The sequence below is a fragment of the Guptibacillus hwajinpoensis genome, from assembly GCF_020171785.1.
GTDB lineage: Bacteria > Bacillota > Bacilli > Bacillales > Guptibacillaceae > Guptibacillus > Guptibacillus sedimenti.
The window spans coordinates 171,697-194,083 of record NZ_JAIVAE010000007.1 but is presented as its reverse complement, the minus strand read 5'-3'; the positions used below and the strand labels follow the sequence as shown (position 1 = coordinate 194,083).

Below are 22,387 nucleotides of genomic sequence, written 5' to 3'. Positions count from 1 at the left end.
AAAGCGTTCACCTGCCTGACTCGATGATGACAAGTTCAGTTTGCCTTTCACTTAGAATAAGTGGCCCTTGCTCCGTTACCAGAACATTCTCTTCTACAAGGATACAAGGAAGACCGTTGTCCTGAATAACGGTTGGTTCAATAGCGTAAATTTCGCCAGCAGCAATAACTCCTTCAACCTCTGGTCTAATCGGTATACGTTTTGGCCCGAGAATCGTCCCTCCATCATGTGTTTCTCTTCCTACCTGATGACCGACCGAATGACGAATCGTTGGATATCCGGCTTCTTCTATCACTTTTCTGCCAGCTGCATCTACCTCGAATCCCGCCTTGTTAGGTAACAACGATTCGATAGAAGCATCAATAGCCGCAATAGCCGTATTGAATGCATGCTGAACTTCAACAGGCGGATACGTTTCTTGTTCCGGTAGGAAATAGCAAGTTCTCGCAATATCTGATACATAGTCATTTAATTTCAGACTAAAATCAATAATAAGTAGATCGCCAGGCTTCGTTACATGACTCGCTGGTTTGCGATGGGCTAATCCTTTTCGAACGATACAAACGAGAGGAGGACCATGCGGATGGCCGAGACCATTCGAAGCGCCCCTCCTCTTCATTTCTTGAACAAAAAGATCCCCTATTTCAATTTCCGTCATCCCGCACACTATCTGACCAAAGACTACTTGATAGATTTCTGTCGTCATCGTAATCGCTTGTTGTATCTGCTCAATTTCAGAATGAGTTTTGATACTACGTAGCTTCTTCAAGAGCCTTTCACTGCTCGTCTCAATCTGTTGTAATCGATTCCTGCCAAGAACTTTTTCTAACCAAAGGTACATCCCTTGAGTTAATCCATCACATAAATGATCGGATTCAGATATATTTAAAGCTACTTTCTGAGGATTTAGCTGGTTAAAAATATTTAGAAACGATTCTTCCATACTAGCTTCATAAGTAAGAATTCTATGAAATAAGCCGATCGCTTCATAGCTTCCTCGATCGCTAACAGAGGTTAATGCCAAATGTTCTCCATTACTTCTTAGGAAAATAGCTGCCATATGAACAGAGCGGATGCCTACTAATAAAGGGAGAGCTGGATCTGAGCCTTCTCTCGTCAGAATGAGCCACGAATCAATTCCATTCTGCTTCATTAGTTGAACAGCCTGATCTGCTTTTTCAAATGTGATATCAGGTACCATTGCTTTCATCTTCCTCACCCCCTATTCCAACTAACAATCTGTACAAGTTCTTGATCCCGAAAATAAAAGAATCCAATGGGATCCGTTCATCCACCCCATGTACCATTTTAATTACTCGATCAAATGTCATATCAGGTAACATCGGACAGTAACCGTAAATATGAGAAGCATAGGATACAACATGCTTTGAGTCACTACCTCCTATAGATAGAAACGGTACTACTTTTGCATGAGGAACCTCTTTTTTTAATTCTTTTTCAAATAATGCAAGATGTGACTGGTTTAAGGTCGTTTCAAATCCTTCGGTATACGATTCAATGCTGCATTCAACAGGTAATCCGTCTAGAATCGTGTTGAGCCAATTCTCAAATTCACTTCTAGAGATTGAAGGAACAGGTCGACAATCTAAATGAAGTTCATACTCTCCTCGAAGGATAGGATGCTTTCTTCCCCCATTCCATTTTGTTACAGTAACAGTAGTTGAAGCCATTGCCCGAAGTAGTGATTGATATTCTGGCACCAATTCGAGAAAATCATCAAGTTGTAACTCAGAGAAAGAATGTCCATATTCTGAAGCGATTGTTTCAAACAACGTTTTTGTAGAAGAAGGAATGGTATCATTTAGTTTGATATGCTTTAATTTTTGTATCACTTGCAATATGGTTTGTAGACTTGACTGATCGGGTAAATAGGAATTGCTTGGGGTTTGACCTTTTGCGTTTATTTTAACGATGGCACGACCTTTTTGCCCTGTCTCACATAAGTAATATGCTCTGTCACCTATGAGGATTGGGAATCCTCCCCCTTCATTAAAGACTGTTGTTTGATTAAAAAAGCCCGGATTCTCTTGTATAAATGGGAGAAGACCATAACGACTTCCACTCTCCTCGTCCGAAGTAGCTACCATCACAATATCTCGCTTAAGATCAATACCATTTCGTTTTAATAGAATAAGTATCATTAAATGTGTTATCGTAAGTTGCTTCGTATCGATGGTTCCTCTTCCCCACATCTCTTCATTTACAACTTCTCCATTAAACGGAGGAACCTTCCAATCTTCTGCATTCGCTGGAACGACATCTACATGAGACAATAAAACCACAGGCGAATCATATTCTTTTTTTAGAGATATAATGATATTTCCTCTATTTGCTGCCGTCTTCTGAATTGAAGTTTGAAGACCATTTTCTTCGGCGATTTTTGCTAAATAGAGAATAGCATCCATTTCATTTTGAAGCTTCGTTGTTGTTTCGATTTGAATCAATTTACTTAAATAAAAAGTAGCTTCTTCTTTGACGACATTCCAATCCCCCAGGCTCATCCCCACCTTTTGAGTACCACTTACTTTTTATTTATTATATAATTTGATTTTTTACTTTAATGTAAAGTAGTTTACAAAATCTAAATTTTCTAACAATTAATCCTGAACGAACATATCCTTTGATTGGGAAAGTCTCTGAGATCAGTTGTGCGCTAGTTTATTAACATAGAATAGCTACATAAATAACTGCTACAAAGCAGAAAACTTCTTTAGAGGTTGGAACTCACATAGTCCAACTTTTTTCATTTATGATTTATTAAAAATCATCAAAATATTTTTCGCTTTAAACTGTTTCAGTTGATAAAAATATTAAGTTACCTCTTTCGATTAGACAAAAAAGAGCATTATTCGGGTGGTGACAGGCACTTTTCCTCAATTAACCATTGCTTTATTCATCCTATCTAAGCTATATTTGAATTTGTGTTTTTCAAATCAAAAGCGCTTTCATCGAGATACTATAAAGCTAGAGCTTAACTGGAGGCAATTGTTCAATGAAAATGTATTTATATCCGTTGCTCGTCATTATCGGGGCTAGCAGTTACGGTGTTGTTTCAACCATCATTAAATTAGCAATGGGTAGTGGCTTTACAGCATCTGAAGCTGTTACGAGTCAATTCTTTATCGGCTTTTTGATTGCCGTGCTAATCTTTCTCATCACTAATCGACAAAAGCTAAGTTTCTCTGGAATTAAAATCCTTATTTTCGCGGGGATTTTTACAGGCTTAACGAATATTTTCTATGGACAATCATTAAATTATTTACCAGCATCCCTAGCTGTCGTCTTGCTCTTTCAATTCACATGGATTGGCATGCTAATCTCAAGTATTTCAAAACGCCAGCTTCCAACACGAATGGAAATACTTTCACTTATTATCTTAATTGGCGGAACGATTCCTGCTGCAGGACTCATTGATGCTGACTTATCAAACATCCCTTTGCAAGGCTGGTTATGGGGGCTTGGAGCAGCACTTTGTTATTCACTCTTCCTCTATTTCAATGGGAAAGCAAACGCCAAAATGAATACATCAAACCGATTAGTCATCGTGTCGTTTTTTGCGTTCTTGATGTCAGCGGTTTTTCAATCTCCTGAAATTATTTGGAATGGTACATTGCTCACAGAAGGACTATGGGTCTACGGAATTGCACTTGGCTTATTTGGAATGATCATTCCTGTTTTCCTATTTTCCATCGCGATTCCAAAGGTCGGCCTTGGAAAATCCTCTATTCTTAGTGCGATTGAACTCCCAATTGCTGTCATGGTTTCCGTTGTCTTATTAAGTGAAACAGTATCCGTTCTGCAAGTTGCAGGTATTGTGATTATTATTATCGGCATGACGCTCCCTACTCTTTTCAGTGAAAGGATAAGCCTTACACAGAGAAAAATAGTCGAACAGCAATAGCAAAAACACCTCATCCTAATTGGGCGAGGTGTTTTTTTCTTTATTCTTCCATTTAAATTCCATAGGTCCAACATTCATTTCAAACGACCAGTCTTGATACAAAAGTGGCGATCGCTCCGTTCCGCTTTTTGAATATTTCTCAACGTGACTAACGCTCGTACGTATCTAAAGGATCGGGAAAAGTAATTTTTGCAATCGTAACCGAATAAGCAAAGTGATTCTTTCCAACAAAGAGGAGAAGCTTTTTCCTTCATAGATTTAACTGTTCCAACTCCATTTGATCTGCACGCCGAAAAAAGCATGTATCTTAATTCAAAAGGGTTATGAACAATAACCATTTCTTTCTCTGCGCCTTGAGCAAAAAGAAAAAGCATTCACCAACTAACACAGGGGAATGCTTACTATTGAACACGACTATTCGTTCCATCTAGTTTATTAATCTAAAACCTTAAGATTCTTTCCCTTCATTTATCATTTCCACAATTGGCCGAATGGCAATAAACAGTCCTGCGATAATGAGCCACCCTAGTGATACATACGTCCATCCTTTAAAGAAACTTAAACTGTATTCATAGCCAGTGATGAACATAATTCCTGGGAAGATGATGATGAAAACAGCGGTTAACCCTATGGCCCACCTTACGCAAAGTTTCGCATCTTTATCGAGCTGCTCGTTCAAGTCGAATCTCCTCCTCTTCTTCAAATTCTTCGTCATCAAAGCTTTTGAATTTATCTTTCAATGTATCAAAATCAAATTCTTGATTAGCCATTAGTCCGTGACCAACAGAAATAACACCACTTACGATAAACACGGTAATATTCCCGAAGAACATCGATTCAAGCTGTCCGAGCGAACCAACACTCACTTCTCCAAACATTACATATGCGGACGTAATCCAAGCTGTTACTCCAAGAATAAATCCAGACAATGCCCCATAAAATGTTCCTTCATTCGTCGCTTTTCTCCACAATAATCCTAAAGTTACTGGAATAACGGCTCCACTTACGAAGATGCCCATTGCCATATACACAAACCCTAAACTTATCCCTACATAGAAAAGGAGAATAGACAGAAGCCCCATCATTAGTCCAAAGCTTAACGTTACTTTTCGGGATACTTTGAGTAATTTTTGGCTGCTTGCTTTTGGATTGATCGAATGACGGTAAATGTCTGTTACGACAATATTCGTAATAGCTGTTAATTCTGCTGCTCCAGTCGACATTACGGCCATAAATAGCATTGCGAGAAAAAGGATTGACCCTACACTACCAAGAAGATAGGAAGCCATTTCAGGAGCAACAGAATCTGGAGTACTAATCGGCACGCCAAGACCAGCTGCACTTACACCTAGGAAAGTGGCAATCGCAAAAGGAATAGAAAACCAGGCAATTCCTCCATATATGTATGCTCGTGAAGTTGCACTATCTTTACTAGCAATTGCTCGCTGCCAGTAGGCCTGATCAACGAAAACGGCACCGAAGTTACCAATAATATTAATCATACCGAAAAAGAGTCCTGGAATAGAAGCCATCGTAAGCATTGATGTAGAAGATGGAAGATCTTGAAGTCCTTCATAGATGGGGGTTGTTCCAAATTTCACGTAGATCGCTACCGCGAAAATGGTAAGAATTAAAAAGATCATAATCGTATTGAAGTAATCAGCGACAAAGGAAGCTTTTAATCCGCCAATCATGGTGTAGATCGTGAAGGTAAGGGGAATGAGAAAGGCTGCTACAAACAAATTCATACCTGTTAGGGAATTTAGAGCAATGGCTCCGCCGAGAATAACCATTGCTGTGACTAAAATGTTGGTCATAAGAGCAAAGACCATAATCAGTCGGTGATTTTTCTTATCAAAACGCTGACCGATAAATTCAAGAAACGTATGCGCATTTGGTGCCCTACGCTTCAATTGTATGGCTACAATCGCAAACAGCAACACTTGAATACAAGCACCAGCAGCATACCAATATGGTCCGCTTATCCCGTACTGATACCCAGTCGAAGAGGACATCATTAAGGTAGCCGCCCACGTCCATGCTGCAATAATTGACGCGCTCGTTAACCCTACACCTACGCTACGACCAGCGGTACTATACTGCTCCGCCGTCATCGCCTGTTTTCGTCTTCGCTGCATGAAAAACGTAAGACCTGTAAAAAACACTCCAAAGACTAAAAGCAACAGATAACCAACACTGGATGATAACATATGATTCCTCCAAATCGTTGAATTACGTAATACGTTAAAGCATTACATTCACCGCTTCAATTGATTTGTTAAATTATGTAACAAAGTTTTATCAATCAAAATTACCTATGTCATTTTTCCTAACATCGTTAACCTGTTAGATATTCCTTCAAGATCAGTTTGACTAATCAACCAATTTTGAACAAGTGCTAGACTGATAACGGTCAAATTATACTGGAAAGCTATTTCATACTTAGGAATAACACTCAAAAATTCCATTTATTTTATTATAATTCCATATTTTTCATAATTTATGTTTATTAACTGGAAATTACGGGGTATTATGTCATAGTATATAAGTTTCATTTTTTGACAATGTGTGCGTTAAACCTATCAAGTTATTACAAATTATGCTAATTATATATAGGAAAGACTGATGCAGTTCTGTAGGAATGATGCACACATTACTAATTAAAAAGGAGTGATTTTGAATGGCAGGTCAAATTCGCGTAACACCAGAAGAACTTATTACGATGTCCCAACGCTATCAAACAGAAGAGAGTAAAGTAGAAGAACAAATTGGTAATTTGGACAAAATGATTGCTGAGTTAGAAGGTATGTGGGAAGGTGCTGCAAGTCAAGCATTTAGCGATCAATATCAATCTCTTCGCCCATCTTTCGTAGACATGCAGCGTCTTCTTGCTGACATTTCAACACAACTAGCAAGCACTGCTAAATCTCTTGAAGATGCTGATGCACAAATTGCTAACCAAATTCGCGGATAAGCGATAATGAATTGATCAGGAGCGCTTAGGCGCTCCTTCCTTATGAGGTGAACAACATGTACATTGAAGTAACGGTCGATCTCCATCATTATAAAAAAGGTCGTTTTCTTGATCTCAGACTATCAAACTACCATTCTGTCAAAAAGCTCATTGAAATTGTGTGCCAAACAGAACAAATCCAAATTCCTCCTGATCAAACGCAGTGGGTGCGGTTAGCGAATAAGCACAAAGTTGTAGCCGCTAATGAGCGTTTAATTGATGCGGGAATTATGACAGGAGATCGTATTGAAATACTCTGAAGGAGATCACAACCATGGCGAATCAAGTGAAACCCTATCTTGAAACTCAAATAGATGCAAAGATTATGAACGATAAGGAAGCTATTACGTTTCTTTTTCAAAAAGAAAAAATCAAATTTGATGAGTTAACGGAAGTTCATTTTCTAAGTGAAATCGATACTGGCATTCCCAAAACGATTGATATGAATGAAGATGAGATAAGAATACAGCACATGCTTCCACCTTCCGTTGCCGCTCTTCCAACAATCCTTAAGGAGATGACTGAAAGCGAGCGTCTCGCTAGTGCTTATCAACTAGTGCAAAAAGTAAAGGATCACCGCTTCAAGCGTCTTAACTTAATTATTTGTCCTGATAACCTTGTATTGAATCAAGGATTGACGCCATATTTTTTACATTATGGTGTGAAGGAAAGTCTTCCACCGTACGAGGAAAATTCTGATCGTATTCTTGAGGAAACACGAGCCACTGTCGCAGCTATGATGAATCCAGAGCAATCATTTGAACAATACCTATATTACTCTGACACGCTCACACTTTCATCAGAACTAAAACAGGTGCTTCAAGCGAAAACACTTCTTGATCTTCAGCCAATTATTCATTCCCAAATGAAACATTTACATAAGAAAGAAGCTGAATTTATTAAAGTAAATAAAAAGAAGTGGAAGATAAGTCGCTATGTTCTCCTTGGCGTTTCTATTTGTTTACTCCCAGCATTACTTTATTCCCTTTACTCTTTGTTTCTTCTTCAACCAAAACAAGAGAATATTGTTCAGGCACAGGAGAACTTTTTAACAAACGAGTATAGTGAAGTCGTCAATTCTCTTCAATCTTATGAAATTGACGATATTCCAAAAGTGACACAATATCAGCTCGCCCTTTCTTATATCATCAATGAGTCTCTTACAGATGACCAAAAAGAAAGCGTGCGTAACACGATCTCCCTTCAATCTGATCCAAGGTATTATGAATATTGGATCCATATTGGACGCGGTGAAGCAGAACAAGCACTCGAAATCGCACGTTATTTAGAAGATCGTGACTTGTTAATGTACGGCATTTTAAAGCGTAAGGAACAGGTAAAAGCTGATTCTGAGCTAGAGAGCGAGAAGAAACAACAAATGATCAATGAGTTAGAGCAAGAATTTGAAGAATATGAGAGTGAAATAGAAGAACAGAAAAAAGAAGAGCAAGAGGCGCAAGATGCCCAGCCAGAAACAACTACTAAAGAAAAGCCAGAAGAGAAGCAGCAAGATGAACAGAAAAAAGAAGAAAAATAGATCGGAGGTGAAATAATGGAACAATTATGGGTGTTCTTTCGAGATACGTATCAAACGATTGAGCTTGATAAACAGTTTCTACCCATTACGATCGGACCAAGTATCAATCACTCGTTTACAATCCCTTCCTCTCATTCGGATGAACACGTATTTTCGATAAAACGTAAAGAACAACACTACCAATTGTTTAAAAATGATGATGAGATCATGACTGTGCCTCTAAATAAACAATCCACTTTTCAATTAGGTTCTGAAGAAGTTGCCGTCATTATAACTTCTAAAGCAAAGAAGCACGTTTACTATGTTGGTAACCTGCAAGAAATAACTCTTTCCAAGGCCTCATCAGATATTCAAATGAAACGTCTAGCTGATGACGTTGGTTTAACCCTCGTTCGCAAGAAGAATCATTGGACAGTTACAGCTACTAGTTCAACAACCGTTTACCAAAATGGTTCGCTACTACATAGAAAATCACCGCTCCAAATCGGAGATATGCTTTTCCTACCGATGATGACACTAACACTAATTGCAGAAGATATGATTGAGGTAACAAGCTCAGAAACATTTGAAACATCTTTACCAGAAGCTACGATTCCGTCATCTGAGATGAAAAAGAAATACCCAAACTATCGTCGTACACCAAGGATGATGTATGAGTTACCTGAGGATAAAATCGATCTTTCCTTTCCTACGCAAGAGTCCGATCGAAACAATCGAAGCCTATGGCTTATTATCCTACCACCTTTAATGATGCTAATCGTAATGGGACTAGTGGCACTTCTTATTCCAAGGGGAATCTTTATCCTTATTTCTGTTGTGATGTTTGCGACAACGCTTGTTACATCGACAGTCCAATATTTCAAAGATAAAAGTTATCAAAAGAAATCAAAAGCACGTAAGAAAAGGATTTATAAAAGGTACCTTGAGGATAAACGACAAGAACTTCATGAATTGGCTCAAAAACAACGCAAAGTGCTAACGTTCCACTACCCTAGCTTTGAGCGAATGAAATACTTAACAGAGCAGGTTTCAGATCGTTTATGGGAACGTAGCCTTGAGAGTCCTGACTTCCTTCAATTTCGTTTGGGAACAGGAACGGTACCAGCAAGCTATAAAATTTCCGTCAATTCAGCTGACATGTCGACAAGAGAAATGGATGAGCTATTAGAAGAATCACAGAACCTGAAGCAAGTATACAATGAACTACACTCCCTTCCGATTACTGCAAATCTATTCCAGGGAGCAATCGGTTTAATTGGTAAAGAAGCGGTTGTAAAGAATGAGCTCCATCAAATCATTGGACAGCTCGCCTTCTTCCACAGCTATCACGACGTTCGATTTGTCTTCGTTTTTGATGAAGAAGAATATGCCAATTGGGAATGGATGAAATGGTTACCTCATTTTCAAATGCCAGGTTCCTTTTCAAAAGGGTTTATTTACAATGAACAAACTCGTGATCAGCTCCTTTCTTCGATCTATGAAATGATTCGAGAACGTGACCTAGAAGAAGATAAAGAAAAGCTACGTTTCGCCCCACACTATGTGTTTATTGTTTCGAATCACAACTTAATCTCAGACCATGTCATTTTAGAGTATTTAGAGAACGAGCACACGCATCTAGGACTTTCAACGATTTTCGTTGCAGAAGCAAAGGAGAGTCTATCTGATAATATCCATACGCTTATTCGCTACATTAACAAAAACGAAGGAGATATTCTCATTCAAGAGAAAAAAGCCGCCGAAATCTCATTCGAACTTGATCAACACAAACAAAGCGATAATGAACAGTTCTCTCGAATGCTCCGCACACTTAATCACCAGCGTGGTATTACGAATTCGATTCCTGACAAAGTATCCTTCTTGCAGATGCTGAACATAGAAGATATTGATGAACTACCGATATCTCATAACTGGGTAACAAATCAATCGTCTAAGTCACTTGCAGCACCTGTAGGACTTAAAGGACGACAGGACATTGTTGAGTTGAACCTTCATGAGAAAGCTCATGGCCCGCACGGATTACTAGCTGGTACAACAGGATCCGGGAAGAGTGAATTTTTGCAAACGTATATTCTTTCACTCGCTGTTCACTACCATCCACATGAAGTGGCGTTTCTATTAATTGACTATAAAGGTGGTGGAATGGCTCAGCCATTTAAACAAATTCCTCACCTACTTGGAACAATTACAAATATCGAAGGTAGTGAAAATTTCAGTACGCGTGCACTCGCTTCCATTAAAAGCGAATTAAAGAAACGACAAACCATCTTTGATCAGTATGAAGTGAGTCACATAAACGACTATACGATTCTTTATAAAAATGGCGTAGCAGCTGAACCAATGCCCCATCTCTTTTTAATTTCGGATGAATTTGCTGAGTTAAAAACGGAAGAACCGGAGTTCATTAAAGAACTTGTCAGCGCTGCAAGAATTGGTCGAAGTCTAGGTGTGCACCTCATACTTGCCACGCAAAAACCTGGTGGCGTCATTGATAATCAAATTTGGAGTAACGCTCGCTTCCGCGTCGCTCTAAAAGTACAAAATGTAGAAGATAGCCGTGAAATTTTAAAGAACGGTGATGCTGCATCACTAACCGTAACAGGCCGCGCCTACTTACAGGTTGGGAATAACGAAGTATATGACTTATTCCAATCAGCCTATAGCCGAGCGACGTATATGGAAGATACTTCGGATATGGAAGATGAAGTCGCTCTTGTGACTGACCTCGGTCTCGTTCCACTATCAGAGCTTTCCTCTTCAGAAGAAAGCAAGAAAAAGAAGCAAAGTGAAATCGAAGTAATCGTAGATAAAATTGTTAATGTCCAGCAGGAACTGGGCCTAAGAAGATTACCAAGCCCATGGCTACCACCACTCGAGAAACGACTGTATCGTCACGATTTTGAATCCAAAAAGAAAAAAATGACGTTTGCCTTGCTGGATGAACCTGAAAAACAAGCCCAATCTCCATATCATTATGAATTAATAAAAGATGGAAATGTTGGCATATTTGGCTCATCAGGATTCGGGAAGACGCAAACCATTCTAACGTTACTTATGAGTATCGCATCAACAAACACGCCAGAAGAAGCGCAATTCTATCTACTCGATTTCGGTAACGGGGGCTTATTATCGATTAAGAATTTACCCCATACGGGAGATTATTTCTTAATTGATGAGGAACGTAAATTAAATAAATTATTGAAATTTATTCAAGAGGAATTCTCGAAACGTAAACGACTTTTTCAGCGTGAAGAAGTGAGCTCTATTACGATGTACAATCGGTTAAATGAAAAACCTCTTCCCCTTCTCTTTATTACAATCGATAATTATGATCTTGTAAAAGAGGAGCTGATGGATCTTGATCCGATCTTCACTCAGTTTGCGCGAGATGGACAGTCGCTGGGAATTTATTTAATTGTCAGCGCGACCCGCTTAAATTCCATTCGACAAGCTCTTATGAATAACCTTAAAACGAAGATCGTCCATTATTTACTCGATAATTCGGAGGCTTACACCGTTCTTGGAAGAATCCCTTTTGCACCAGAAGCCATCCCAGGTAGGGCCATTATGAAAAAGGAGAAAACACACTTCGGTCAAATCATCCTACCAGCTAAAGGAGAAGATGATTACGAACAGCTAGCTTCATTGAAAGAAGAAGTTCAAATGCTCCAAGAGAAATACCGTGATACAAGCAAACCTGAAGCGATTCCAATGCTACCTAGTGATCTTACTTTTAATACTTTCAAGACGTACATTCAAACTTCCAAACAAAAAAACTCTTATCCAATTGGACTGCATGAAGAAACAGTGAAGCCCGTATCCCTCTCCTTTACGCAGACATCCCATTGTCTTGTACTAGGCCAGGCTCAAAAAGGTAAAACCAATATCATGCGACTTCTTACTCAGCAAGCATTACAGCATGAAGAAGACCATATTGTCATATTTGATTCAATCGATCGCGGGTTATTTCATTTAAAAGATGAGGAAAAGACAACTTATTTAGAAACAAAAGAACAAATCGAAGAATGGCTTGAACAAATGACAACTGAATTCAAGTCACGCGAGATGAAGTACCACGAAAGTATGAATAGTGGTGAGACGCTTCCTGACTTCTCTAGAGTTCTCCTCTTTATCGATGGGTATGGACGATTTTCTCAAACGCTCGGAAGTCTGCTACAGGATCGAATGACCACACTAATGAAAAATTATAGCCACCTAGGCTTAAGTATTGTTGCATCTGGTAGCAGCAATGAACTAACGAAAGGCTATGACCCGCTAACAGTTGAATTGAAGCAAGTTCGTCAAATCATCCTGTTAATGAAGAAATCTGATCAAACGCTCATTAATCTGCCTTTTGACAGGAAAGAACCCGATATTAAAGCTGGATTTGCTTATTATGTGCAAAGTGAAACCGCGCAAAAAATCCAAATTCCACTAGTTCAAATAGAAAGGAAGGTCCATGCGTGAAAGAAAAGAAAAGCATCCTTAAGCTCATTCTCGTAACAGCAATCATTTTAGTGCTCCCGATCATTTACTTTACTTCCATTGGAGAAAATCCGATGAAAAAGAAAGAGAGCGCCACGAAAACGATCGCTGTCATCAATGAAGATACAGGAACCGAAGAAGACGAGGAACTCGTCAAGTTCGGAAATGACGTCCCTCCCCTTCTTAAATCTGAATCACAATACAATTGGGAAGTCGTAGGACGTAGTGCTGCAGAAAATGGATTAAACAATCAGAAGTACGATGCCGTTGTTTATATTCCCTCCACTTTCTCTGAGAAGATTCTAACGTACGACGAAAACCAACCGGAGCAAACAAAGTTAGCATTTACTGTACAGAATCAATTAAATGCTCTAAATAAAGAACAAGTTTTGCTTGAACTTGAACAAGCAACGAATCGCGTGAACACGAAGATGTCTTCTCTTTATTGGAACTATGTTTCAAATGACCTCGTCAACATCCAACAAGAGTTTGACCAAATTGTAGAAAAAGAGAAAGCATTCCAACAAACGATGCTTTCTTTCTATACACCAAGTTCGAAAGATTTGGCCGAGCAGATGGAGCAGCAAGTTTCGATGCTTGCAAACCTTCAATCAACTTCAGAAAATGCTGAGGAACGTGCGGCTGAACAAACAGATACGATGGAAGGATTTCAAGAGAATCTAGCAAACTTTGTTACTTATACAAATGACTATCGTGAGTATCAGCAGAAGCAGCAAGAAGTTCTAGAACAAATCCAAGCCGATTCAGTCAATTCGATTTCACAAGCTACAGAAATGCCTCAACCGATGTTTATGAACAATAAAGAACTGTTCGAAGGTAAATCTGAGAGCGTACTTGAAAACATGTCTCAGGTTGAAAACCAAATGATTCAACAGCAAGAAATGTTCGCTGGTCTAAAAGAACTTCGATACAATCAAGTCGAGCGTCAGGTTAACGATTTCTATACGCTTCAAGAACGAATTCTAAACTACTACCAGCAACTAAAAGATTCAATGATTTTAAATGAACTAGAGGGTGAAATCGCTACGCTTAGTAATAAACTTGGTGATGGTGACGAGATCATTATTCCGGACGATCCTGAACTTCCTGAAGTCCCTGAAGATCCAGAAGAACCAGTTGATCCAGAAGATCCTGATGAAGAAGAGGATCCATCGGAAGATCTTACAAAACTTCTAAAAAGCTTACAAAATGAAGAGCCACCTGTGATCGATGAGGAGGAAACAAATGGTTCAACTCCTGTTGATCTAAGCGCAGAACGTAACGAGCTATTAGCGATTGCTCAAGAAGTCGTTGCGTTACAAGAAACATTGATCGCCCTAGAAGAACCAAAAGTAGAAGATCTTCAAACCGCATCGACAACGTTGCTTACGCTTAACGATCGAATCAAGCAAACGGAACAACAGCTTCTAGCCAAAGAAGGCGGCGAAAACCCGCTAGATGGCGAACTTGAAGAATTAAAGAAGCTTATTGAATCACTCACAACAGAAAATAAAAGTTTACTTGAACAAATTGAAGAGTTAACAAAGGAACTGGAGAAGCTAACGAAAGAAAAAGAAACGCTCTCTTCTCAAAAAGAAACGTTAATGGAACAGGTTGATGTGTTAAAAGAATCAAATACCGAGCTAAAAGACTTACTAGTGATGGTATCTGATAAAATCTATCGAATATCATCAGGTATCAATGAGAAAGAAAATGCAATACTAGCATCTCCAGCTCTTTCACAAGCAAGAAAAGATACGCTATCCGTCTATTTCCAACGTCCTATTAAAGGGGCTAACTTAACAGATGTTCTCCAATACTATGCCTATTTGGATCGTTACGAAGCAACGCTTAATAGCATGCTTTCTAAAAACAACGTGAAGGAAACTGTTCTACAGGACAATGATCTTCGCGACGAAGTGAACAGCATGTTAGAACTAACGAACAAAGAAGAAGGTCAATGGGACGCGGTTGGCTCACAAGTACCGAAGACGAGCGATGCCCTAACGACGTTACAAGATGATTTCACTGTCTTTTTAGCAGATTACAAAAACGTTCTCGATACCCAGCAAGCAAAATTACTTGAAAGCTTGAACGGAATTGAAGAAGAAGCAGATAACGTTTTAAATCAAATGCAACAGGCTCAGCAGCAAACACCTGATAAAACAGCGCAGGGCACAAATATCATAAGTAATCATGATCAGGTTAAGAGCCAGATGGGTTCTTTATATGATTGGATGGATTCTATTGAAGATAGCCAATCTGAAATTCTTTCTTACACAGATGAACTCCAGTCTCGAGTAGCTGAAGTGCAAACAGATGCCAACACACTAAATAACAAGTGGGAAACAAACGTCGCTTCCACCCTTATGATTCGTGATGACGTTTTTAACGTTATGGGTAACGCGTTTGTAGATGGCCAATCTAATGATTACGTCTATGATTTCCTTGCTACTCCAATTGACGTAACTGGAAGCGTCTTTACTGATAAGAAAGATACGAATCTTCCACCCGTGGTCATTTTGTTTATTATTCTCTTGAGCAGCTTGTTGATTGGATATGCAAGCTACTATTTCCAATACGGTCCATGGTGGTTACAAAGTATTTTATTCTTAATGCTAACAAGTATCGTTGGGCTAGTCATTAGCCTCTACAGTTTATCGATTTATCCTTTAGGAAACGATCGGTCGATGGAATGGACGATCTTTACGATATTACTACTGTTAAGTTGTGCGGCGCTCATTCGCGTAGCCTTTATGAGTCACCATTTAATCGGATGGCTCATTACCGTTGGCCTCGTCGCTCTGTTTGTCACACCTTTACTTGCTCTTTCAACACCAAACTTTAGCTTTACTGATCCGATGTCTCGCGTGTATATGTCAATTCAAAACAGTACACAAACACTCTTTTCACAAGGTGCGATGATTTTATCTGCCATTTTGATCATCCTGATCATTCTTCAATATGCTTTAAACAAGCGATCATGGACACAAATTAAAAAGGATGAGGCACATGAAGCCTAAGATCATTTTCCTATTCACCTTGATTTTTCTCTGCTGTCACATCGTTCCAGTGGCAGCAGAGGGAAACACAGACATCAATGAGCTCTTACCGAATGAATACAAAAAGAACAAATTCAAGAAAAATACTGACTTAATTTATGATTCATCGACTACGAAAGAAATGGAAGAAATATCAGAAGAACAACAATCCATTTCTTTTACTGGAGAAAAGGTTTTTAATCCTGACAAAACTCAAAATGAGTTATTTCTTTCAATGAGTCATGAAAATAGTACGATTAAAGATAAAGCAGAGAACCTCAATCTTTTCTCTGCATCAGAAGCGGCAGCTTTTACGTCGACTAACTCAGAAGGTAACGAAACGACATCAACCTCTTTTCAGCTCCTAATCGGAATTTTAATCGGTATATGTCTCGTTGTGTTAATCATTGTATTAGTGGTCTACAATCGTCTTTCTTCATCAAAAAACTAATCGCACAGAAAAAACTACGGTCCCCCTTATTCGAGGACCGTAGTCTTTTGTTTTTAGGTATCTAATCGATGAAACATTTTTCGAAGCCTTTCATCACATCAAATGCACCATCACCGTGGTTTGAAGGAATGGCGATCTTATACCCACTCTCTGGATAGTAAGCAGAATGGAAGCTCACGCCTGGATCATAACCCATTACATGGTATTTTAAAACTTGTCTGTTCCGACTATTTATCCAAACACCGTAACCATAACCCACGTCTTCTTTCACATCCACATGGGTGGTTAATAATTCTTTTGTAAGACTCTCATTCAGTAACTGAAAATCAATCAGTGCACCCCAAAGTTTCACCATATCAGGTGCTGTCACATACGCACCCCCATCAGATCCACCAACAACCGGAATAGCATACGTATTCGTCCGCCACGAGCCATCATCCTCATCAATATACCCAAGTGCTGTATTTTGCGGGAGGCGATCTAAAGAGAAATACCCTGAATCATTCATATGAGCAGGCTTAAAAACATTTTCTTCTATATAGTGTTGAAAAGTCATTCCTGTTTGCTGCTCGATGATTAAACCTAATATGATGTAGCCCGCATTATTATAATGGAACGCTTCCCCAGGGGAAGCAATCATTTTCCCATTTTGAAAAAGAGGCAAAAAGTCCTGAAGGCTTCTTAGAAGATACATTGGTGTCTGCTTCCAAAGATCTTCATAGTCTGCCATAATGTCCTCATCAAAATAGTCTGGTATGCCTGAAGTATGTGTTAAAAGCTGACGAATTGTAATGTTCGGATCGAAGTGAGGAAAAGATATATTCAAGCAATCACTTAACTTCGTTTTGAACGATAATTGCTTTTTCTCTACTAACTGAGTGATCCCTATTGCCGTGAACAACTTGCAACCCGAGGCAATCCCGAATCTTGTATTCACCTTATTTAATCGCTCTTCTACACGATTGGCATAGCCAGAAGATAACTTAAATTCTTTTTCATCTTGCTTTACAAAAATAGAACCAGAAAAATCTACACCCTTTATTAGGTGATCAAAAACATTTTCTTGCGAAAACAACATGCACATACACCCCCTTCACTTTCATACCAATTGTCAATCTTCCACTTAAGTTTGTCATTTCCTTTTTACTTTAAGAAATGAGTTCAATAAAATTTTCCATACCAAGAATCATAGTTCTAAATAACCACTAATTCTTATTATTCTATATTTTAAGATAATTACAACGACTCATGAGTTTCCTTCCTCTTCCTTATATAATTGTAAATAGATTACATATTAGGAGGAATTTATTTGAATAAAAAGTTCATTGCTCCACTTGTTGTGACAACTGCTTTAATCACCGCCTCCCTTCCGTATCATAATGTTCTAGCTGAACAGCCTGCTCAAGTGGAAAGTCATACCGTTAAGCAATGGAACGAGAAAGCAAACGTTCCCCTATTTGTGAAGGAAAAGCAAGCGGTTAAACGCTCCTCTTCTACTACAGAGGATGCCTTAAACTACCTGCAACAAAATAAAGAAAAAGTAAACATTAAGAACCCAAAAGCAGACCTAAAAAAGAAAAAATCAGTCAAAGATGAGCTTGGAATGACTCACGTTAGGTTTAATCAAACAAAGAATGGTGTACCCGTGGAAGGGGCTGAAATTATTGTTCACTACAATTCGGACAATGAAATCACAGTCGTAAACGGGGCTTATAATGAAGAAGTTGAATCAAGTAAGCTCAATACATCGCCTAACGTTTCTACAGAAGATGCTTTGCAAGTCGCAAAATCTTCGACCAATGCTCCTGCTACCTTAGATCAAGTTCCAACTTCTGAGTTAGTTATTTATCCATTCGAAGGTAAAAATCACCTTACCTATAAGGTGAATGTAAACTTCCTAGGAGATGAGCCTGGTAACTGGTTTGTGTTTGTGGATGCGACTTCTGGGAAAGTAGTGGATCAGTACAACGCCATTATGGACGCAGGACATTACAAAACCCAAACGGGAACTGGTACCGGCGTACTAGGTGATCACCGTCTTCTACATGTAACAAAAAACAAGGTTGAAAATGAAGGAAGCACTTTTCAACTAGCAGATTACAGTCATGATGGGTTAGATGGAATCATTACCTATGATTACTCCAAAAACTACCTCGAGGTCTTTTCAAATAAAAGCGCTGCGTTCAAATCTGAATTTGCTGAACCTGCAGTGGATGCTCACTATAATTCTGAACAAGTCTATGATTATTATTTAAGTGAGCATGGACGGAACTCACTCGACGATAATGGTATGCCGATTCAATCAGTTGTTCACTATGGTGATAATTACAACAACGCGTTCTGGAACGGGACCTACATGGTATATGGAGATGGCGATGGTGAATTCTTTATTCCTCTTTCCGCTAGCCTGGATGTTGCAGCCCATGAAATGACTCATGGCGTAACCTCTAATTCAGCTAACCTTATTTACCGCTTCCAATCTGGTGCTTTGAATGAGGCCTTCTCGGATATCTTCGGGGCATTAATCGATGAATCGGACTGGGAGATTGGAGAAGACATTATGGCACCTGCTGCCGTTGCAGATGGACGAACCTCTCTTAGAAGCTTAAGTGATCCTAGTAAATACCCTGTTGGTGCTGCTTATGTGCCATATGGAAATGGTGAAGGAAAATATCCTTCTCATATGGATGAATTCTACGATCTACCTCGTGACTTAGATAACGGCGGGGTTCACATCAATTCTTCCATTATTAATCACGCCGCTTACTTAACTGCACAGGACATTGGACGTGAGAAGCTTGGACAAATCTATTATCGTGCTTTGACTCAATACCTCACACCTAACTCCGACTTCAGTGATGCTCGACAAGCAATCATTCAGTCCGCTATTGACCTTTACGGTGAAGGCAGTGCAGAAGTTGAAGCAGCTGCAGGCGGTTTTAATTCGGTAGGGATTTTAGAATAACAGACTAATTAAAGATAAAAGCATGAAGCTAATTAGCTTTATGCTTTTTCTCGTTCTTCACTTTACGCAATAGCTTTATTTCACACGAAACACACTAGCCTTTCACCGCATTAAAATGCTATAATAATAATATTTTAAATATTAAAACAAAGGAAGGCGTTTTAGTCATGAGGTACGGGTTTGCTAAAAGAGTACAGCATCTTCAATCATCAGCGGTACGAGATATACTAAAAATCACGAATAAAGGAGATGTTATTTCGTTTGCAGGGGGATTACCGGATGACGAACTGTTCCCTGTAGAAGCCGTACAAAATGCGTTCACAAAGACATTTGATTCTGGTGGAAAAGCATTTCAATACGACGCCACAGAGGGGTATGCCCCACTTCGTGAAGTGCTTGTGGATCGTATGGGTAAGAAAGGAATTGCTTCAAGCGTAGAAGACATTATGCTTACTACCGGCTCTCAACAAGCAATCGATTTATTTGCACGGGTCATGTTCAACCCTGGTGACATCGTTCTAACTGAAAATCCTACCTATCTAGCAGCTGTTCAAGTGTTTCAGTCCTATGAAGTAAAGATTATTCCGGTTGAAACAGACGAGCATGGGATGGTCCCCGAGGATCTAAATTATAAAATGAAAAAGTACAAGCCAAAGTGTGTGTACGTTGTCCCTACCTTCTCTAATCCAATGGGAAAAGTATGGTCGTTAGAAAGACGACAGCATCTCTTAGACACGGCCATTCGAAAGAAAGTTATCATTTTTGAAGATGATCCTTATGGTGAGATCAAATTTGATAGTAGTCAAACCTACACACCAATCTCAGCGTTAGACGATGGCTCGCACACCGTCTATACGAGTACCTTTTCGAAAACGGTGGTGCCTGCGTTACGAACAGGATGGATCAAAGGCCCACATCAAATCATCCGCATTATGGCGCAGGCAAAGCAAGCAGCCGATTTGCATTCAAACTCTCTAGCCCATCATGCCCTCTATCACCTTTGTACCGACTTTGATTTGAACGGTCATATCCAAAACTTAAGACGCACCTATTATGAGCGCATGAAAGTGATGCAGCGTTTGCTTGATCAAGCAGAACTACCTGGTCTTTCCTATACAGTACCTAAAGGTGGGATGTTCTTTTGGGTAGAATTACCGGAAGACATTAATACGACCCTTTTATTAAATACAGCTGTAAAAAAAGGCGCTGCCTACGTTCCTGGCGCACCTTTTTATGTAGCTGATGCAAAGCAAAATACAATGCGATTGAATTTCACGCATTCCACTCAGGATAAAATTGAGAAAGGGATGGAGATTTTGGTTGACGTGTTTCAAGAGGCAGCTGAACTGGATTTGGAAAAGATCCATCAATAGGTATTCTATCTTTTTTGACATGATCTTTTTTTAGCTTTGTTTAAACAGAAGTGACCTCTTAATCATAAGAGGTCACTTGTTTTCCACTTGTATTTTACACCCATTTCACCTTTTTACCAGCTAGATTTTTTCACGCCAGGGATTTGTCCTTTATGAGCATACTCACGAAACGCAATTCGGGACATCTTGAACTTTCTTAGATATGCTCTTGGTCTCCCTGTCACTTCACAACGATTTGTAAGACGAGTTGGTGAAGAATCACGAGGCAGCTTACGCAGTGCTTCATAATCTCCTTTTGCTTTTAACTCTTTTCGAATTTGAGCGTATTGTTGAACAAGCTCTTGACGTTTCTTTTCTTTCGCAACTTTAGATTTTTTAGCCATCTAACTCTTCCTCTCTTAGTGGTATTTTGGTAATGTATCAGGGAATGTCGTCCAATCTTCCTCCATCTCATCATCAGTCAATAGACAATGATCAAGCGACTGTTCGATTTGCTCCTGGTCCAAATGAAGACCAATCATCACAAGTTCCGTCATGCGATCGCCGTGAAGATCATCCCATCGTTCTAGTAGTTCAGGAGCTTCATGAATCAACTGTTTTTTCTCTTCAATCGAGTAGGTTGCAATCCCGTTCCCAGCCGCTTCAATACTGAGGGATGGACCTGCTTGAGACAATAATCCTGTGACATCATTTCGTGAAGCAAGCCAGAAAAAACCCTTTGCGCGCACAATTTCGTCTGGCCATTGTTCAAGCCAAGATAGCCACCTCCCAGGATGAAAAGGCCGCTTCCTCCGATACACAAAAGAAGATATACCGTATTCTTCCGTTTCGGGAATATGTTCGTTATTAAGTTCCTTGATCCATCCAGCGCTCTGACTTGCAGCTTCAAAGTTGAATAACTTTGTGTTGAGCACTTGATCAAGCGAAAGGTTGGCATGAGTGGTTGGTACAATAATGGCATCAGGGTTAAGTGTACTTAAGACGGAGACTAATTTACCTATTGTTCTTTTATCCATTAAATCCGTTTTATTAAGCAATAGAACATTTGCAAATTCAATTTGATTAATTAATAAATCCACCACTTCACGCTCGTCATCCACTGACGCTTCTTCCTCACGATCTAATAAAGAGTCTCCTGAATGATAGTCATGCCAGAATCGATTACCATCAACGACGGTAACCATTGTATCTAACCTGCACAATCGACTAAGGTCAATGCCTAACGCCTCGTCCATATATGTAAAGGTTTGAGCGACGGGAACCGGTTCCGAAATGCCTGTTGATTCAATAACCAGATAATCAATCTCCCCTCCTTCCACCAATTTTTTAACTTCAATCATCAAATCCTCTCTTAACGTACAGCAAATACATCCATTATGAAGTTCCACCAACTTTTCATCAGTTCGAGCAAAACCACTTTTAATGAGTTCTGCATCAATATTAATTTCACTCATATCGTTGACGATCACAGCAATCCGACGTTTCTCTCGATTTGCTAGAATATGATTTAGTAACGTCGTTTTACCAGATCCCAAATATCCACTTAACACTGTCACTGGAACTTTGTTGGTCATACCTTCCATCCTACAAATCAAAATTA

16 protein-coding genes are annotated in these 22,387 nt (G+C 39.3%); 9 read left to right on the top strand and 7 right to left on the bottom strand.

Going from position 1 to position 22,387, the window contains the following annotated elements:
• Positions 1–7: 7 nt before the first annotated feature.
• Positions 8–1,210, bottom strand: a complete 1,203-nt coding sequence (locus LCL91_RS11840; RefSeq protein ID WP_224882617.1) for a M24 family metallopeptidase — start codon at positions 1,208–1,210, stop codon at positions 8–10.
• A complete protein-coding gene (locus tag LCL91_RS11835) occupies positions 1,191–2,522 on the bottom strand; it encodes a M20/M25/M40 family metallo-hydrolase (RefSeq protein ID WP_224882616.1) in 1,332 nt (443 codons plus the stop codon). The genes LCL91_RS11840 and LCL91_RS11835 overlap by 20 nt, the downstream gene beginning before the upstream one ends.
• A gap of 497 nt (positions 2,523–3,019) precedes the next feature.
• Here LCL91_RS11835 and LCL91_RS11830 point away from each other — a divergent pair, with 497 nt between their 5' ends.
• Positions 3,020–3,922, top strand: a complete 903-nt coding sequence (locus tag LCL91_RS11830; protein ID WP_224882755.1) for an EamA family transporter — start codon at positions 3,020–3,022, stop codon at positions 3,920–3,922.
• 448 nt (positions 3,923–4,370) lie between these two features.
• Here LCL91_RS11830 and LCL91_RS11825 read toward each other — a convergent pair whose 3' ends face one another.
• Positions 4,371–4,601: a hypothetical protein gene (locus LCL91_RS11825; protein ID WP_224882615.1), complete on the bottom strand. Its 231-nt coding sequence runs from the start codon at positions 4,599–4,601 to the stop codon at positions 4,371–4,373.
• Entirely contained in the window at positions 4,582–6,132 is a 1,551-nt protein-coding gene (locus LCL91_RS11820) for a sodium:solute symporter family protein (protein WP_224882614.1), read from the bottom strand. Before LCL91_RS11820 ends, LCL91_RS11825 begins: the two co-directional genes overlap by 20 nt.
• A 470-nt stretch (positions 6,133–6,602) precedes the next feature.
• Between LCL91_RS11820 and LCL91_RS11815 the strand changes: the two genes are divergently transcribed.
• From LCL91_RS11815 to essA, 6 genes are read left to right on the top strand one after another with little or no spacing between them, the layout of a single operon-like run.
• Positions 6,603–6,896 carry a WXG100 family type VII secretion target gene (locus tag LCL91_RS11815; RefSeq protein ID WP_194219140.1) on the top strand — a complete coding sequence of 98 codons (294 nt, stop codon included), beginning with the start codon at positions 6,603–6,605 and terminating at the stop codon, positions 6,894–6,896.
• A gap of 56 nt (positions 6,897–6,952) precedes the next feature.
• Positions 6,953–7,195, top strand: a complete 243-nt coding sequence (locus LCL91_RS11810; RefSeq protein ID WP_224882613.1) for an EsaB/YukD family protein — start codon at positions 6,953–6,955, stop codon at positions 7,193–7,195.
• A 14-nt stretch (positions 7,196–7,209) separates the two neighbouring features.
• Positions 7,210–8,472, top strand: coding sequence for a type VII secretion protein EssB (gene essB, locus LCL91_RS11805; protein ID WP_224882611.1), 1,263 nt, complete (start codon positions 7,210–7,212; stop codon positions 8,470–8,472).
• Positions 8,473–8,487: 15 nt separating this feature from the next.
• Entirely contained in the window at positions 8,488–12,939 is a 4,452-nt protein-coding gene (gene essC, locus LCL91_RS11800) for a type VII secretion protein EssC (protein ID WP_224882609.1), read from the top strand.
• Entirely contained in the window at positions 12,936–15,980 is a 3,045-nt protein-coding gene (esaA, locus tag LCL91_RS11795; RefSeq protein ID WP_224882608.1) for a type VII secretion protein EsaA, read from the top strand. Before essC ends, esaA begins: the two co-directional genes overlap by 4 nt.
• Positions 15,970–16,449 carry a type VII secretion protein EssA gene (essA, locus tag LCL91_RS11790; RefSeq protein ID WP_224882607.1) on the top strand — a complete coding sequence of 160 codons (480 nt, stop codon included), beginning with the start codon at positions 15,970–15,972 and terminating at the stop codon, positions 16,447–16,449. Before esaA ends, essA begins: the two co-directional genes overlap by 11 nt.
• 61 nt (positions 16,450–16,510) lie before the next feature.
• Here the strand turns inward: essA and LCL91_RS11785 are convergent, their stop codons facing one another.
• Positions 16,511–17,527: a serine hydrolase domain-containing protein gene (locus LCL91_RS11785; protein ID WP_224882606.1), complete on the bottom strand. Its 1,017-nt coding sequence runs from the start codon at positions 17,525–17,527 to the stop codon at positions 16,511–16,513.
• A 231-nt stretch (positions 17,528–17,758) separates the two neighbouring features.
• Between LCL91_RS11785 and LCL91_RS11780 the strand changes: the two genes are divergently transcribed.
• Together LCL91_RS11780 and LCL91_RS11775 are read left to right on the top strand one after the other, a co-directional pair.
• The gene (locus tag LCL91_RS11780; protein WP_224882605.1) at positions 17,759–19,414 is read left to right on the top strand and encodes a M4 family metallopeptidase; all 1,656 of its coding nucleotides are present in this window, start codon (positions 17,759–17,761) and stop codon (positions 19,412–19,414) included.
• Positions 19,415–19,581: 167 nt separating this feature from the next.
• Positions 19,582–20,787, top strand: coding sequence for a PLP-dependent aminotransferase family protein (locus LCL91_RS11775; RefSeq protein WP_224882604.1), 1,206 nt, complete (start codon positions 19,582–19,584; stop codon positions 20,785–20,787).
• A gap of 113 nt (positions 20,788–20,900) precedes the next feature.
• Here the strand turns inward: LCL91_RS11775 and rpsN are convergent, their stop codons facing one another.
• Entirely contained in the window at positions 20,901–21,170 is a 270-nt protein-coding gene (gene rpsN / locus LCL91_RS11770; RefSeq protein WP_224882601.1) for a 30S ribosomal protein S14, read from the bottom strand.
• A gap of 15 nt (positions 21,171–21,185) precedes the next feature.
• Entirely contained in the window at positions 21,186–22,361 is a 1,176-nt protein-coding gene (locus tag LCL91_RS11765) for a GTP-binding protein (protein WP_224882596.1), read from the bottom strand.
• Between the last annotated feature and the right edge of the window lie 26 nt (positions 22,362–22,387).

Coding starts and splice junctions, on each gene's coding strand:
- LCL91_RS11820 (WP_224882614.1), bottom strand. CDS start 6,132: ATGTTATCATCCAGTGTTGGTTATCTGTTGCTTTTAGTCTTTGGAGTG.
- LCL91_RS11785 (WP_224882606.1), bottom strand. CDS start 17,527: ATGTTGTTTTCGCAAGAAAATGTTTTTGATCACCTAATAAAGGGTGTA.
- LCL91_RS11835 (WP_224882616.1), bottom strand. CDS start 2,522: ATGAGCCTGGGGGATTGGAATGTCGTCAAAGAAGAAGCTACTTTTTAT.
- rpsN (WP_224882601.1), bottom strand. CDS start 21,170: ATGGCTAAAAAATCTAAAGTTGCGAAAGAAAAGAAACGTCAAGAGCTT.
- essC (WP_224882609.1), top strand. CDS start 8,488: ATGGAACAATTATGGGTGTTCTTTCGAGATACGTATCAAACGATTGAG.
- essA (WP_224882607.1), top strand. CDS start 15,970: ATGAAGCCTAAGATCATTTTCCTATTCACCTTGATTTTTCTCTGCTGT.
- essB (WP_224882611.1), top strand. CDS start 7,210: ATGGCGAATCAAGTGAAACCCTATCTTGAAACTCAAATAGATGCAAAG.
- LCL91_RS11815 (WP_194219140.1), top strand. CDS start 6,603: ATGGCAGGTCAAATTCGCGTAACACCAGAAGAACTTATTACGATGTCC.
- LCL91_RS11775 (WP_224882604.1), top strand. CDS start 19,582: ATGAGGTACGGGTTTGCTAAAAGAGTACAGCATCTTCAATCATCAGCG.
- LCL91_RS11830 (WP_224882755.1), top strand. CDS start 3,020: ATGTATTTATATCCGTTGCTCGTCATTATCGGGGCTAGCAGTTACGGT.
- LCL91_RS11810 (WP_224882613.1), top strand. CDS start 6,953: ATGTACATTGAAGTAACGGTCGATCTCCATCATTATAAAAAAGGTCGT.
- LCL91_RS11765 (WP_224882596.1), bottom strand. CDS start 22,361: ATGACCAACAAAGTTCCAGTGACAGTGTTAAGTGGATATTTGGGATCT.
- LCL91_RS11840 (WP_224882617.1), bottom strand. CDS start 1,210: ATGAAAGCAATGGTACCTGATATCACATTTGAAAAAGCAGATCAGGCT.